Source organism: Desulfofundulus sp. TPOSR (assembly GCF_011393055.1).
Classification (GTDB): Bacteria; Bacillota; Desulfotomaculia; order Desulfotomaculales; family Desulfovirgulaceae; genus Desulfofundulus; species Desulfofundulus kuznetsovii.
In genome coordinates, this window is the sequence record NZ_JAAOEF010000003.1 from 400,920 (window position 1) to 414,992 (window position 14,073).

Annotated in this window: 12 protein-coding genes and 1 pseudogene; all 13 read left to right on the plus strand. The window is 55.2% G+C overall.

Annotated elements, in window-relative coordinates:
• Positions 1–3 precede the first annotated feature (3 nt).
• On the plus strand, positions 4–894 hold the full coding sequence (locus tag G7K71_RS12820; RefSeq protein ID WP_166346983.1) for a polyprenyl synthetase family protein: 891 nt from the start codon (positions 4–6) through the stop codon (positions 892–894).
• An 801-nt stretch (positions 895–1,695) separates the two neighbouring features.
• Positions 1,696–2,283, plus strand: coding sequence for a hypothetical protein (locus G7K71_RS12825; RefSeq protein WP_166346985.1), 588 nt, complete (start codon positions 1,696–1,698; stop codon positions 2,281–2,283).
• A gap of 27 nt (positions 2,284–2,310) precedes the next feature.
• Positions 2,311–4,230 carry a 1-deoxy-D-xylulose-5-phosphate synthase gene (gene dxs, locus G7K71_RS12830; RefSeq protein WP_166346988.1) on the plus strand — a complete coding sequence of 640 codons (1,920 nt, stop codon included), beginning with the start codon at positions 2,311–2,313 and terminating at the stop codon, positions 4,228–4,230.
• Entirely contained in the window at positions 4,227–5,072 is an 846-nt protein-coding gene (locus G7K71_RS12835; protein WP_166346991.1) for a TlyA family RNA methyltransferase, read from the plus strand. Before dxs ends, G7K71_RS12835 begins: the two co-directional genes overlap by 4 nt.
• Before the next feature lie 12 nt (positions 5,073–5,084).
• Positions 5,085–5,954 carry an NAD(+)/NADH kinase gene (locus tag G7K71_RS12840; protein ID WP_166346994.1) on the plus strand — a complete coding sequence of 290 codons (870 nt, stop codon included), beginning with the start codon at positions 5,085–5,087 and terminating at the stop codon, positions 5,952–5,954.
• Positions 5,944–6,522, plus strand: a complete 579-nt coding sequence (locus G7K71_RS12845; RefSeq protein WP_166346996.1) for a class I SAM-dependent methyltransferase — start codon at positions 5,944–5,946, stop codon at positions 6,520–6,522. Before G7K71_RS12840 ends, G7K71_RS12845 begins: the two co-directional genes overlap by 11 nt.
• Positions 6,519–6,975 (plus strand): annotated as a pseudogene (argR, locus tag G7K71_RS12850) (arginine repressor). Before G7K71_RS12845 ends, argR begins: the two are co-directional and overlap by 4 nt.
• Positions 6,976–6,979: 4 nt before the next feature.
• On the plus strand, positions 6,980–8,689 hold the full coding sequence (gene recN / locus G7K71_RS12855) for a DNA repair protein RecN (protein ID WP_166347002.1): 1,710 nt from the start codon (positions 6,980–6,982) through the stop codon (positions 8,687–8,689).
• 375 nt (positions 8,690–9,064) lie between these two features.
• The gene (gene spoIVB / locus G7K71_RS12860) at positions 9,065–10,243 is read left to right on the plus strand and encodes a SpoIVB peptidase (RefSeq protein WP_313884983.1); all 1,179 of its coding nucleotides are present in this window, start codon (positions 9,065–9,067) and stop codon (positions 10,241–10,243) included.
• Between the two features lie 184 nt (positions 10,244–10,427).
• Positions 10,428–11,192, plus strand: a complete 765-nt coding sequence (gene spo0A, locus G7K71_RS12865; RefSeq protein ID WP_013822996.1) for a sporulation transcription factor Spo0A — start codon at positions 10,428–10,430, stop codon at positions 11,190–11,192.
• Positions 11,193–11,309: 117 nt separating this feature from the next.
• Positions 11,310–12,431: a putative cytokinetic ring protein SteA gene (gene steA / locus G7K71_RS12870; protein ID WP_013822995.1), complete on the plus strand. Its 1,122-nt coding sequence runs from the start codon at positions 11,310–11,312 to the stop codon at positions 12,429–12,431.
• A 68-nt stretch (positions 12,432–12,499) separates the two neighbouring features.
• On the plus strand, positions 12,500–13,429 hold the full coding sequence (locus G7K71_RS12875) for a copper transporter (RefSeq protein ID WP_166347005.1): 930 nt from the start codon (positions 12,500–12,502) through the stop codon (positions 13,427–13,429).
• On the plus strand, positions 13,386–14,066 hold the full coding sequence (locus G7K71_RS12880; protein WP_166347008.1) for a glycosyltransferase family 2 protein: 681 nt from the start codon (positions 13,386–13,388) through the stop codon (positions 14,064–14,066). The genes G7K71_RS12875 and G7K71_RS12880 overlap by 44 nt, the downstream gene beginning before the upstream one ends.
• The last annotated feature ends 7 nt before the right edge of the window (positions 14,067–14,073 follow it).

A 14,073-nucleotide genomic window follows, 5' to 3' on the forward strand; every position in this document is an offset into this window, starting at 1 on the left:
AAGTTGGACTTTTTAACCGAACTGAAAGCCAGGGCAGCCCTGGTGGACCGGGCACTGGATGAGCTTTTACCACCGGAAGATACTTATCCGCCTGTAATTCACCAGGCCATACGGTACAGCCTTTTTGCCGGGGGGAAACGGCTGCGGCCCGTCCTGGCCCTGGCAGCGGCCGAAACGGTAGGAGGCGACCCTGCAAGGGTGTTGCCCGCGGCCTGTGCCCTGGAATTGATCCATACCTATTCTTTGATCCATGACGATCTGCCTGCCATGGACAACGATGATTTCCGGCGGGGAAAGCCGACCTGTCACCGGGTTTATGGTGAAGCGGTAGCCATCCTGGCGGGGGACGCCCTGCTAACTCATGCCTTTGCTCTTCTGGCCAAAAATGCCCAAAACCGGCTGGCACCGGCAGAACGGGTGGTTCAGGTTATTGAGGAGGTGGCGGCGGCTGCCGGCACCCTGGGGCTCATTGGCGGGCAGGTGGTGGATACCCTGGCTGCGGACACCGCAGTAGATGCCGCTACCCTGGAATATATCCACCGCCACAAAACCGGGGCGCTGTACCGGGTGGCCGTGCGGGCAGGGGCCATTTTAGCCGGCGCAAAGGAAAAGCAGCTGGAGGCCTTGACTATTTACGCCGAGAACCTGGGTCTGGCTTTTCAAATACAGGACGATATCCTGGATGTGGAAGGTGACCCGGCCAGGCTGGGCAAACCCGTGGGCAGCGACGAAAGAAATAAAAAGGCTACTTATCCGGCTCTTTTCGGATTGGATGTGGCCAGGGCAAAGGCCGGGGAAGCGGTCGCGGCAGCCCTGGCCGCCCTGGAGCCTTTTGATGAGCGTGCCGATTTTTTGCGGGAACTGGTCCGGTTTGTAATTACGCGGGATTTTTAGAGCTTTAAGGAGATTTAGCGCGTGGCAATGACCCTGAAGGGTTTGTATATCAACGGCGAGCTACTGCCAACCGGGGGTCATCTTAAAGGTTAGCAGCACCATTTGCTTTTATTTCTGAGCTTATGTTATAATGCACTTCCAGAACTAGAAAGTGGGATAAGTGACGCAGTATCCTAGTCAGGTATGCCTTTTTTGAAGACGGGCCTAAAAATCCGTCGCGGGCACATCGATGAAGTTCCTGGTGCTGGCTGCTGACGCCCAGTCGGGGGCTGGTACTGGGAGTTAAGGAGTGAGGGCGAGCCGCAAAGGCATGCGGGCGTGGACCCTGACTCCGCGGAGACCCAAGTGCGTGGGAAAGCGTAAAAGCCGTACTATGGCTTGGGGTGTGAACCTGCACGTGGTGAAAGCTGCGTGCAGTGTAGCCTGCCTTGAGTGGTAGCGGTGGATGTCGTTGGCAGCCGGTACCTCATATCCCCAGTGGGCCCAGGGGAAGGTAGCCGGTGGACTGAAACCGTTACTGCAAAAGAGGCTAGAAAAAGGCCATCCTGCCGGGGAAAACTCCTAGGCTGTCCGGTAACACCGGGGCAGTGCGGGGATTGCAGTGTGGACTAAGTGGTAATCCAGCCCCGGGACCGGCAACGTCCCGGAGGCAGCCCGAAGGGGAAACCGCCGGCCTGGCGACAGCCGGTGGCTGCTTGGGAAAACCTGCTGGACCTGAAGCCACAATATTTACCCGCGCTGCTGTCACTTGTCCCCGTGATACATAACTCTCTTTTTCCTTCCCGTATGAGGTGACTGTATTTGGGAAACAATAAATCTACAGTTTCAGGCCGGTACGTCATTATGGTGGGTACGGCCTCTTTTTTACTGGCCATAATATTTTTTTGGTTTTCAGAATTGCTGGCCAGTAAGGTGAAAAGTCTTTTTTTATCTTTTCTTTTTTTAGTTATAATTATACTGATCGGTATTCTGGCCGATATCGTGGGTACGGCGGTGGCAGCTGCTGAAGAGTCCCCTTTCCATGCCAGAGCGGCCAAGCGTGTGCGCGGGGCAAGGGAAGGGGTATATCTGATCCGGAACGCCGACCGGGTGGCCAACATCTGTAACGATGTTATCGGGGATATTGCCGGAACGGTAAGTGGTGCCCTGGGAATTGCCCTGGTTTTGCAAATCTTACTTTACTGGAAGGGTATCAACCAGGCTTTGTTGAATATGATGGTAACCGCTCTTATTGCCGCTTTTACAGTGGGCGGCAAGGCTGCCGGTAAGCGCATAGCCATTTCCCGGGCCAACGAGGTAATTTTTCTGGTGGGAAAGTTACTGGCTGCCTTTGAACAGTTGACGGGGATAAGTGTGATCAGGAAAAAATACCGTCGGGCAGGCAAATAACACCAGGTACGTCGGGAAGGGGAAAAAATGGGAGACTTGCTTTCAACAATTAATTCTCCGGCGGATCTACGCTCTCTGGATATGACTGCATTACAGCAGCTTGCTTCCGAAATCCGGCAGGAGATTATCGAAACAGTAGCCAAAAACGGCGGCCACCTGGCCCCCAATCTGGGGGTGGTGGAACTTACCCTGGCTTTACACCGGGTTTTTCAAACTCCGCGGGATAAAATTGTCTGGGACGTAGGCCACCAGTCCTATGTGCATAAACTGGTTACCGGCCGCCGCCCGGTTTTTCATACGCTGCGCCAGTTTGGGGGCATCAGCGGTTTTCCCAGACCCCAGGAGAGCGAACATGATGCCTTCGGCACCGGGCACAGCAGCACCTCCATTTCCGCAGCTTTAGGTTTGGCCCTGGCCCGGGACCTCAAGGGCGACAATTACTCCGTGGTAGCGGTGATCGGGGACGGGGCGATGACCGGGGGCATGGCCTTTGAGGCTTTAAACCATGCCGGCCACCATAAGACCAGTTTAATCGTTGTTTTAAATGACAACGAGATGTCCATTGCCCCCAATGTGGGAGGGCTTGCCAAATACTTGAGCCGCCTCCGCACCGATCCCATGTATTCCAAAGGCAAGGAAGAGCTGGAACAGCTTTTAAAGCGCATTCCAGCCATTGGTCCCCGCGTGGTTAAAGCGGTGGAGCGGGTAAAGGACTCCCTGAAATATCTGGTAGTACCCGGCATGTTTTTCGAGGAACTCGGCTTCATCTACCTGGGGCCGATTGACGGGCACAATATCCAGGCCATGATCAATGTCTTCCAGCAGGCCAAAACCACCAGAGGACCCGTACTGGTACACGTGCTCACCCGCAAGGGGCGGGGTTACCCGCCGGCGGAGGAGAATGCCGATAAATTTCACGGGGTTGGTCCGTTTGAAGTTAAAACGGGCCAGGTAATTAAAAAGCCGGGGCAGCCTCCCTCTTATACCGAGGTATTTGGGCGCACCCTGGTGGAACTGGGACGCCGGGACAAGCGCATTGTGGCCATTACCGCAGCCATGCCTTCCGGTACCGGTTTGGATCATTTTGCCGCTGCCTTTCCCGAACGGTTCTATGATGTTGGTATTGCCGAACAACACGCCGTTACCCTGGGCGCGGGCCTGGCGGCGGGCGGATTAAGGCCCGTGGTGGCTATTTATTCTACCTTTTTGCAGAGGGCCTACGACCAGGTGCTCCACGATGTCTGCCTGCAAAACCTGCCCGTAACCTTTGCCCTTGACCGGGCGGGTCTGGTCGGGGAAGACGGAGCCACCCATCACGGCGTGTTTGATTTTGCTTACCTGAGATCAATTCCCAACCTGGTGCTCATGGCTCCCGGGGACGAAAACGAACTTCGCCGGATGTTGAAAACGGCGCTGGAATATCCGGGACCGGCGGTTTTACGCTATCCCCGGAGTGCCGGTACGGGATGCCCCCTGGACGAGGAAATCCTCCCCCTGCCGGTTGGAAAGGCCCGGGTGCTCCGGGAAGGAGACGACGTAACCCTGCTGGCCGCCGGCACCATGGTTTCCCTGGCCGGGGAGGCGGCTTCCCTTCTGGAACAGCAGGGCATCCATGCCACGGTGATCAACGCCCGCTTCGTCAAGCCGCTGGATGAGGAATGTATTACCCGTTATGCCCTGCGCACCCGGCGGGTGGTTACCATTGAAGAGCACGTCCTGCAGGGAGGATTCGGCAGTGCTGTGCTGGAACTGCTCGGCGACAGGGGATTGCGTAACGTCCAGGTCATCCGCCTGGGCATCCCCGACGAGTTCATCCAGCACGGCAGCCGGGCCGTTTTGCTGGCCCGCTGCGGCCTGACCGTGGAAGTGCTGGTTAATACCGTACTAAAGGCCCTGGGTGCACACAGGGCAAAAACAAAGGTGAAAATTGGAGTGCAGTGGCCATGACCGCTGCCAGGCAGCGCCTGGATTTGTTGCTGGTGGAACGGGGACTTTTTGCCAGCAGGGAAAAGGCCAGGGCGGCCGTAATGGCCGGACAGGTACGGGTTGACGGCCAACCGGTGGATAAGCCCGGCCGGATGGTGGACCCCCGGAGCCGGATTGAGGTTACCGCTCAGATGCCTTACGTCAGCCGCGGCGGTTTAAAACTGGAAAAAGCCATTCACAGCTTTCAGCTCGATTTTACCGGCCGGGTAGTTCTTGATGTGGGGGCATCGCACGGCGGGTTTACCGATTGTGCCCTGCAGCATGGTGCCCGCCTGGTTATTGCCGTGGATGTGGGATACGGCCAGATGGCCTGGAAGCTCCGGGAAGACCCCAGGGTGATACTCCTGGAGCGCACCAACATCCGCTACCTTGGGCCGCAGGACCTGCCATGCCTGGCTGATATAGCGGTGGTAGATGTTTCTTTTATTTCCCTGGAAAAGGTGCTACCCAGACTGCAGGAACTGATTACCGGCGATGCCCTGGGTGTAGCGCTCATTAAACCCCAATTTGAGGCCGGCCGGGAAAAGGTGGGGAAAAAGGGAGTGGTGCGGGACCCGGCGGTACACCGGGAAGTCATTACCGCCGTTTGCCGGGTCATTAAAAATCTGGGGTGGGGCGTACGGGGTCTCGATTTTTCGCCCATTAAGGGGCCGGAAGGTAATATTGAATTTCTGGTTTGTTTTGACCGGAGCGTCCCCGACCAGGTAGACCTTTCTTCCACTATCCCGGCGGTAGTGGCCAGGGCCCACGCGGAACTTGACGCCGGTAACAGGGTTAGCCCGCACACCGGCGGTTTTGACTAAAGGAGTGACCCGATGAAAACCATCGGCCTGGTGGTTAACCTGGGTAAACAAAGGGTAGCCCCCCTGGTGGAACAAATTGTTGACTGGCTGACTGCACGGAGTTGCCGGGTGGTAATGGCTGTCGATACGGCCACCGCCCTGGGCCGTCCCGAACTGGGCCTCCCCCGGGAACAGCTCGTTGAGGAAACAGAAATCGTGCTGGTGCTGGGCGGAGACGGTACCCTGCTGCACTGCGCCCGGGAATCCGCTCCCCGGGGCATACCGCTTCTGGGAATCAATCTTGGCCATCTCGGTTTTTTAACCGAAATTGATGTTCCGGAACTCTGGTCCGGTTTGGAGAAACTTTTAGCCGGCCGGTATACCGTCGAGGAGCGGATGATGCTTGAGGCCAGGGTTATCCGGGAAGGGCATACAGTTGAGCGGGTTATTGGTTTAAACGATGCGGTAATTACCAAAGGAGCTTTTGCCCGGCTCATTTTTCTGGAAACTCATGTTAACGAAGATTTCGTCACCACCTATCCCGCTGATGGGCTGATTGTAGCCACCCCTACCGGTTCCACGGCCTATTCCCTTTCCGCCGGCGGTCCCCTGGTTACCCCGGAGCTGGATCTGATGGTGGTCACCCCCATTTGTCCCCATTCCCTCTGGGCACGGCCGCTGGTCATTAACGCTGCCAGCCGGGTGCGGGTGATTGTTCGCTCAAAACAGGGGGAAGTTATGTTAACGGTTGATGGCCAGCAGGGCTGCAAATTAGAATTCAATGATACGGTGCTCATCCAGCAGGCGGCCCATCGTGCCCGGTTGATCCGCCTGAAAAACCGCAGCTTTTTCTACCTCCTGCGCCAGAAGCTAAGTGAGGGTGAGCGTTTGAATGGTTGCTAGAAGTGCCAGTGCGGTCCAGTGGGCGCAAAGCTTTATTGCTCCGGTGCTGGTGCCCGGCTGCCTGGCGGTGGACGCCACCGCGGGTAACGGCCGGGACACCCTGTTCTTAGCCCGGGGTGTGGGGCCGCAGGGGAAGGTTTTTGCCTTTGATATTCAGATCCAGGCCCTGGAAAAAACCAGGGAACAGCTGGCCGGAGCCGGTTTGCTGGACCGGGTGATCCTGCTGGCCGCAGACCACCGGGAAATGGCCGCCCATGTTCCCGGTACCGTGAAGGCAGTTATGTTTAACCTGGGCTATTTGCCCGGCGGGGACCACCGGATCATCACCCGGCCCGAATCCACCCTGGAAGCGCTTAACGCGGCCCTGTCCCTTTTAGCTTCCGGGGGGCGCATTTCCCTTGTGGTTTACACGGGACATCCGGGCGCCACAGAGGAACTGAGGGTCGTGGAGGAGTTCACCCGGGGCCTTTCTCCCCGTCAATATACGGTGGTGAGGTTATCCTTCTGGAATCGTTCTTCCAGGGCGCCGGTAGTCATTCTATTGGAAAAGGCGGGTGCTGAAGCGTGAAGGCCCGGCGGCAAAGGCTAATCCTTGAGATTATCCGCCAGCAGGTTATCGAAACCCAGGAAGAACTGGCGGAGGCCCTGCGGGCCGCCGGGTTTCCCGTTACCCAGGCCACCGTGTCCCGGGATATCCGGGAACTGGGATTGGTCAAGGTTCCCGGTGAGGGCAATACTTTTCGCTATGCCGCTCCCGGTGAAACGCCCCCTTTAAGACGGGATGAACGGTTGAAAAGGCTTTTGCGCAGCTCGGTACAGCTCATCGATTTTAGCGAAAACCTGGTGGTGGTTAAGACACTGCCGGGCGAGGCCCAGGGTGTGGCTTCGGCCATTGACCAGGCGGCCTGGCCGGAAATTATCGGCACCGTGGCCGGGGACGATACCATTTTGATTATAGTTAAACCGAAAAAAACTGGTAACTGCAGTTTTGCAACGCTTAAATCAGCTGGCCAGGGGGTGAGGAATTGCTGGTTTCCCTGGATATTCAGGATTTCGGCCTTATTGACCGGCAGACCATTGAATTTACTCCCGGATTAAATGTACTCACCGGGGAAACGGGTGCGGGAAAATCCATAGTTGTAGAGGCCCTGCAGGTGGCCCTGGGCGGCAGGGCGTGGGCGGAATTTATCCGCACGGGTAAGGAAAGGGCCAGGGTTGCGGCAGTTTTTGAGATTCACCCGTTAGCTGTGCTGAAGGAAAAGCTAAAGGCGTGGGGAATCCCGCTGGAAGAAGATGGGATGCTGGTCATGGCCCGGGAACTGGTCCGGAGCGGGCGCAACATTTGCCGGTTAAACGGGCAGGTGGTTGCTCTAAGCGTCTACCGGGAAGCGGGCCAGCATCTGGTGGATATTCACGGCCAGCACGAAAACCAGTCGCTCTTTAATCCCGATCGCCACAGGGATCTCCTGGATCGTTTTGGAGGGTTGTGGTCCTTGCGGCAAGAGGTAGCCGAAATCTACCACAGGTGGCGTGATCTTACATCTCAACTGGAGGAACTCCGCCACGGTGCGAGGGACAGGCTGCACCGCCTGGATATGCTTACATATCAGGTTCAGGAGATTGATGGTGCGCGCCTCCTGCCTGGAGAAGAGGAAGCGCTCACCCAGGAGCGCAACCGCCTGGCCAATGCCGAAAAGATTGCGGCCCTGGCCGGCCGGTGTTATCAGGCCCTGCATGGAGGAGAGGAAGGCATCCCGGCGGTAATGGATCTCCTGGGCCAGGCCTGCCGGGACCTGGAGGAGCTTTCACGGCTTGATCCGGAGCTTTTGTCCCTGGCCTCGACCCTGGAAAGCGTTTTATACCAGGTGGAGGATGTGGCGCGGGAGCTGGCCCGTTACCGGGACGGAGTGGAATTTAACCCCGGCCGCCTGCAGGAAGTGGAGGAGAGGCTTTCCCGTATTCGCGACCTCAAGCGCAAGTATGGTGATAGTGTGGAGGAAATCCTGCGTTACCGTGAAGAGGCGGCAGCCGAACTGGAAAAGCTGGCTTTTAGCGAGGAAAATGCGGCAGCGCTGGAGGATGAGATCAAACTCTGGGCAGAGCGCTGGCAGCAAAAAGCACTGGACCTGTCCCGGGCCCGCCGGGAACATGCCCGGAAGCTGGAAGAGGCGGTGGCCCGGGAACTGGCGGATCTGGAAATGGGTAAGGTGGAATTCCAGGTTCTCTTTGAAGACCTGACCGGGGCTTCCGCCGCCGGGCGGGAGCGGGTGGAGTTTCTGATCTCTCCCAACCCGGGGGAACCCCTGCGCCCCCTGGCCAAAATTGCTTCCGGGGGTGAGCTGTCCCGGGTGATGCTGGCCATGCGCGCCATCCTGGCTACAGTGGATGAGCTGCCCACCCTGGTTTTTGACGAAGTAGATGCGGGCATCGGTGGGAGGACCCTGGTGGCCGTGGCCGAAAAGCTGGCCGATATTGCCGGCCACCGCCAGGTGATATGCGTTACCCACGCGCCCCAGATAGCCAGTTTTGCCCGCACCCACTTCAGCATTTCCAAAGAAGTCCGGGCCGGTCAAACCACCACCCGGGTGAGAAGGCTGGATGAGGAAGGCCGCCTGGCGGAACTGGCCCGCATGCTCGGCGGACGGGAGGCAGACGGCCTGGCCAGGGATCATGCCCGTCACCTGCTGGAACAGGCCAGGGAAAGGATTGAGATTGCCCGGAAGAAGACCTGTTAAGACATAAATGCGAAAATCCAAAAAATCTTGGATTTTGGATTAATGTAAAAAAATCGTTATATCTTTTTAATTTTTTAAAGCCCAATAATGGGCCTTTTTCTTTTTTTAAACGCAAATAAGCCAATAACGGCACATTTAGTCAGAATAATTGATATTACCTCGGGCTATCTTAAAAATGCACACCCTTATTTTAAATTTTAGTGCCTTACCTGGATACCAGTATGTAGATGGAGGTGAGACAAAAAATTAACGGGGAGGCGATAAATTCTGAGCAGAAAAAGGTTTTTTTCCATCACGGCAATATTCACCCTGGTCTTGAGTCTTTTGTGCGCAAACATAACTTTAAAAACTTTATTTATGTCTGTGGGGCCAAACGTGGCCGTAGGCGACCCCCTTATACCCCGGGGATTACCCGTAAAACTTATTAAAGTGGAAATTTTATCCGGACAGCCAAAAACCAGCTGGACCTCCGGGCGGGGTGTCGTTCCCGTGGCCAGCGTCCCCGGACGGGTAGATATGCAAATAAAGCTTCTTGGTCTTATTCCTCTAAACCGTATGGTAGTTAATGTGGTGCCTGCCGTGCGGGTCATCCCGGGAGGGCATTCCATCGGCGTCCTGCTCCATGCCCAGGGAGTAATGGTGGTTGGCCACGCGGTGGTGACGGACCTGAAAGGACAACGGCACAATCCCGCCCTGCAGGCAGGAATTTTAAACGGTGATGTTATCCTGAAAGTAAACGGGTGCCGGGTACAGAGTGAACAGCAGGTGCGCAGCGAAATAAGCCGGTGCGGTGAAACGGGCCGTCCGGTCACCCTGGAAATCAAACGGGGGCAACGTGTCTTCACCACCCGAGTTAAACCAATCTTTTGTGCCGAAACAAGGCGTTACCGTATTGGGCTTTACGTGCGGGATAGTGCCGCCGGTGTCGGTACCCTGACTTTTTATGAACCGCGAAGTAAAAAATATGGTGCCCTCGGTCACGTGATTACCGATATTGAAACGAACCGCAAAATTGAGCTTGGTGACGGTCAAATTGTGGAGGCAATAGTGCAGGGAATCCGCCCGGGCCGCCGGGGCCAACCGGGGGAAAAAATAGGTCTTTTCAACGGCAGCGGGTTAACCGGTAATATTGAAAAAAATACATCCTATGGAATTTTCGGTTGCTTGCGGCAGCCCCTGGTCAATCCCTTATATCCCCAACCCGTCCCCGTAGCCCTGGTCTACCAGGTGAAAAAGGGTCCGGCTGAGATGCTCACGGTTCTACGTGGGAATCGTATTGGACGTTTTTCCGTGGAAATATTGCAGGTAATGCCCCAGAACAGGTGGGAGGGAAAGGGTATGGTGATTAAAGTTAACGATCCCGAGCTATTGCGACAAACCGGGGGCATCATCCAGGGAATGAGCGGCAGCCCGATTATACAGGACGGAAAGTTTGTCGGCGCCGTGACGCATGTATTTGTCAACGATCCTGCCCGGGGTTATGGAGTACTCGCCGAGTGGATGCTCTGGGAGGCAAATTTAATGCCCATTCCGAAGGAGAAAAAAGTTGCATAAATATAAGCTTTTTCGACTAAGACCCAGATTTTATTCCTAAGTAGCTCATTTAGTGTCATATATTAACAGAAATAGTAAATAAAATTATTTCCTCCGTTCAGAAGGAGTTTTTTTTTGCGCGTCGAAATTGCCTATAAATGCCATTAGAGAGAAAATATAATAAATGCTCAGGAGGCGGGATTTAATGGTGAAAAAGACCGTTAAGGTGCTAATTGCTGATGATAATCGAGAGTTTTGTGAATTACTCAAGGAATTTATTAACCAACAAGAGGACTTTGAATTAACAGGTATTGCATATAATGGATTAGAGGCCCTGGAACAGATTAAACAGCAAAAACCGGATGTTGTAGTGCTCGATATCATCATGCCTCACTTAGATGGCATTGGCGTGCTTGAGAAGTTGGGAAGTGTTTCGCCCCGTCCCAAGGTAATTATGCTTACGGCCTTTGGCCAGGAAAGCGTTACCCAGCGGGCAGTTGAACTGGGAGCTGATTACTATATACTAAAGCCTTTTGATTTTAGCGTGCTGGCCACGCGCATCCGGCAACTTGCCGATGGAGTAAATGTATCCCAATACATATCCCCTGCCAAAACCAAAAACCTGGATGTGGCGGTGACAAACATCATCCACGAAATGGGTGTTCCGGCCCATATCAAAGGCTATCACTATTTGCGGGATGCTATTCTGGCGGTAATTAACGAAGTCAACCTGCTGGGGGCAGTAACCAAAGAACTTTACCCCATGATTGCCCAGAAATATCAAACCACGCCCAGCCGGGTGGAAAGGGCCATCCGTCATGCCATCGAGCTGGCGTGGGACAGGGGGAATGTGGAAATGATGACGAAATTTTTTGGTTATACTATAAATCTACAAAGAGGCAAACCAACCAATTCCGAATTTATAGCCATGGTGGCGGACAAGCTAAGATTGGAGGCGAAGGTGAGTTAAAACTAAATCCCAGAACCTGACCGGCGGTCAGGTTTTTTTACGAAACAGGACCGTTTCTTGACTGGCCGCTACAAAAACTGTAAAATGTTAGAGAAATATTAAGGCGGTGAGATTGGCATGCACGTTAAGGGTATTGCCCGGGTGGACAGGCGAACCAAACACCTGGTCAAACGTCTGGCGGCTCACGAAATTGCCATTATCAACCACCCCGAGCTTGATGACGTCGCCGCCCGGTCCCTGGTGGAGGCGCGGGTACGGGCGGTAATTAACGCCGCTTCCTCCTTGAGCGACCGGTATCCCAACCACGGTCCCCTGACCCTGGTTCAGGCGGGGGTAGTCCTGGTGGACAATGCCGGGGAAGAAATTATGGATCTGGTAGCTGAAGGACAAGAAGTGGATATAATAGACGGCCTGATTTTCTGTCAGGGCCGCCAAGTGGCCGCCGGTCATATTCTCACTGCCGAAGAAATCAAACAAAAAATGACCCTGGCCCAGCAGAATATGGGAACCGTTATTTCCCGTTTTGTGGAAAACACCCTGGAGCATGCCCGGCACGAAATGAGCCTGATCAAGGGTGAGTACCAGCGACCGCCTTTGCGCACCTCCTTTAAAGGCAGGCATGTGCTCATTGTGGTACGGGGACACAACTACAAGGAGGATCTAAGTGCTATTAAATCTTACATTGACGAAATGCGCCCGGTACTGGTGGGCGTGGATGGCGGTGCCGATGCCCTGATTGAATTTGGGTACCAGCCCGATATCATAGTGGGAGATATGGACAGTGTTTCAGATAAGACCTTGCGGTCGGGGGCGGAGCTGGTGGTCCACGCTTATCCCGATGGAAGGGCTCCCGGGTTGCAACGGATTCAGCAACTGGGGTTAAAGGCAGCGGTTTTTGCTGCCCCCGGCACCAGCGAAGATATAGCCATGCTTTTGGCTTATGACGGCGGAGCGGAGTTAATTGTAGCCGTGGGTACTCACTTTTGTGTGGAGGATTTTTTAGAAAAGGGGCGGCAGGGCATGGGGAGCACTTTTTTGGTGCGGTTGAAGGTAGGCTCGGTTTTAGTTGATGCCAAAGGAGTCAGCAAGCTCTACCGCAATCGCATTAAAGCCAGGTACCTGGCCCAAATTGTTCTTGCCGCCCTCCTGCCCGCCGGTGTGGTGGTAGTTGTCTCCCCTGCCACCAGGGAATTGTTACGCCTGCTGTACATACACTTCCGGTTGCTGCTGGGGATTTAGGCTGGTGGTATGATGCACGGGTACCCCGCCACCCGCGTGCCAGGCTGGGCCGGATTTAGGCTGGTGGTATGATGATTATTAACTTGCGCTATCACATTGCTTCCCTGGTAGCGGTTTTTCTCGCCCTGGGACTCGGTATACTGGTGGGCAGCACCATGCTCGGCAATGATGCCCTGACCAAACAGCAAAAACAGCTGGCGGATAAACTCATGTTGCAGATGGAGCAACTCCGGGAAAAGAACGAAGCGGTGGAGGCCCGGGCCAATGCCCTGGAGATGGAAAACCAGAGACAAAAACAGTTTGAAAAGCAGGTGCTGCCGGTTTTGGTCCGTGAGCGTTTGGCCGGGTACCGGCTGGCTATCATTGAAACCAATAGTTATGGATTTCCCGATGATCTTATTGCCACTTTACGATTGGCCGGGGCGGAGGTACAATCTATCACCACAGTACTGAATGGTTTTTACATAAACGGTAAAAAGGAGACACTGGAAAAGCAGCTGGGATGGAACAACCTGACTAACGAACAATTAACCACCCGTCTGGCCGGGGAAATTGCCCGGGGGCTGGTTAAAGGCAAGAGCAAGGTTGTGGATGTCCTGGTGGAAGAAAACCTGATTAAAATTACGGGGAATTACGGGGTGCCCCTGGACGGCGTGATTATCATCGGCGGCAGCCAGGACCGGGATATGGTCAGGGTTCAGGCCCTGGATTTGCCCCTCATTAACACGCTTTTGCAGAATAAAATACCCGTTTATGGCGTGGAGGAAACCAATGTTCTTTACTCCTACATGCCGGATTACCAGAAGAAACGCATTACCACTGTTGATAATATTGACACCATTCCCGGCCAGGTGGCCCTGGTAATTGCCCTCACCGGTAAGCCGGGACACTACGGGGTCAAGCCTACTGCTCAGAAGCTGCTCCCCGAACTGGACGAAGGGGGAAAACCCGCAGATGGTAAAAGAACCAGCAGTATCGGTACTGGTTCCCGCCTATAACGAGGCGAGCCGCATTAAGGATACCGTGCAGGCCGTTCTATCTATCCCCGAGGTGGTCGAGGTAGTGGTTGTTGATGACGGTTCCACCGATGCTACGGCTGAAGTAGCCCGGGCCAGTGGTGCCCGGGTAATTCGTCTTCCCCGCAACAAGGGCAAGGGGGAGGCTTTGAACCGGGGTGCGGCCCTTTGCACCCGTGATGTTGTCCTGCTCATTGATGCCGATCTGGGTGTCAGTGCCGTGGAGGCCAGGCGCCTGCTTTTACCGGTCCTGGAGGGAGAAGCCGATATGACGGTGGCCCGCTTTCCTGCGGCCAGGCACAAAGGAGGATTTGGCCTGGTGAAGGGGCTGGCCAGGACCGGAATCCGGTGGTATACCGGCCTGGTAATGGAATCACCCTTGTCCGGGCAGCGGGCCATGACCCGGGAAGTGCTGCAGCATCTGCTGCCTTTTGCCTCCGGCTTTGGAGTAGAGGTGGGCATGACGATTAAAGCGGCCCGCCTGGGCTTCCGGGTGCAGGAAGTTCCCGTGGTCATGACCCACAGGGAGACCGGGCGGGATTTGAAAGGGTTTTTACACCGGGGAAAGCAATTCTGGCATGTAGCCCGGGTTCTCTGGCAGGCCAGAAATTCGCTATAATATTTAC

What these genes read in the sequence shown, in the direction of transcription:
- dxs (WP_166346988.1), top strand. Translation starts at nt 2,311, where the DNA reads ATGGGAGACTTGCTTTCAACAATTAATTCTCCGGCGGATCTACGCTCT.
- G7K71_RS12845 (WP_166346996.1), top strand. Translation starts at nt 5,944, where the DNA reads ATGGTTGCTAGAAGTGCCAGTGCGGTCCAGTGGGCGCAAAGCTTTATT.
- G7K71_RS12835 (WP_166346991.1), top strand. Translation starts at nt 4,227, where the DNA reads ATGACCGCTGCCAGGCAGCGCCTGGATTTGTTGCTGGTGGAACGGGGA.
- G7K71_RS12875 (WP_166347005.1), top strand. Translation starts at nt 12,500, where the DNA reads ATGATGATTATTAACTTGCGCTATCACATTGCTTCCCTGGTAGCGGTT.
- spo0A (WP_013822996.1), top strand. Translation starts at nt 10,428, where the DNA reads ATGGTGAAAAAGACCGTTAAGGTGCTAATTGCTGATGATAATCGAGAG.
- G7K71_RS12840 (WP_166346994.1), top strand. Translation starts at nt 5,085, where the DNA reads ATGAAAACCATCGGCCTGGTGGTTAACCTGGGTAAACAAAGGGTAGCC.
- steA (WP_013822995.1), top strand. Translation starts at nt 11,310, where the DNA reads ATGCACGTTAAGGGTATTGCCCGGGTGGACAGGCGAACCAAACACCTG.
- G7K71_RS12880 (WP_166347008.1), top strand. Translation starts at nt 13,386, where the DNA reads ATGGTAAAAGAACCAGCAGTATCGGTACTGGTTCCCGCCTATAACGAG.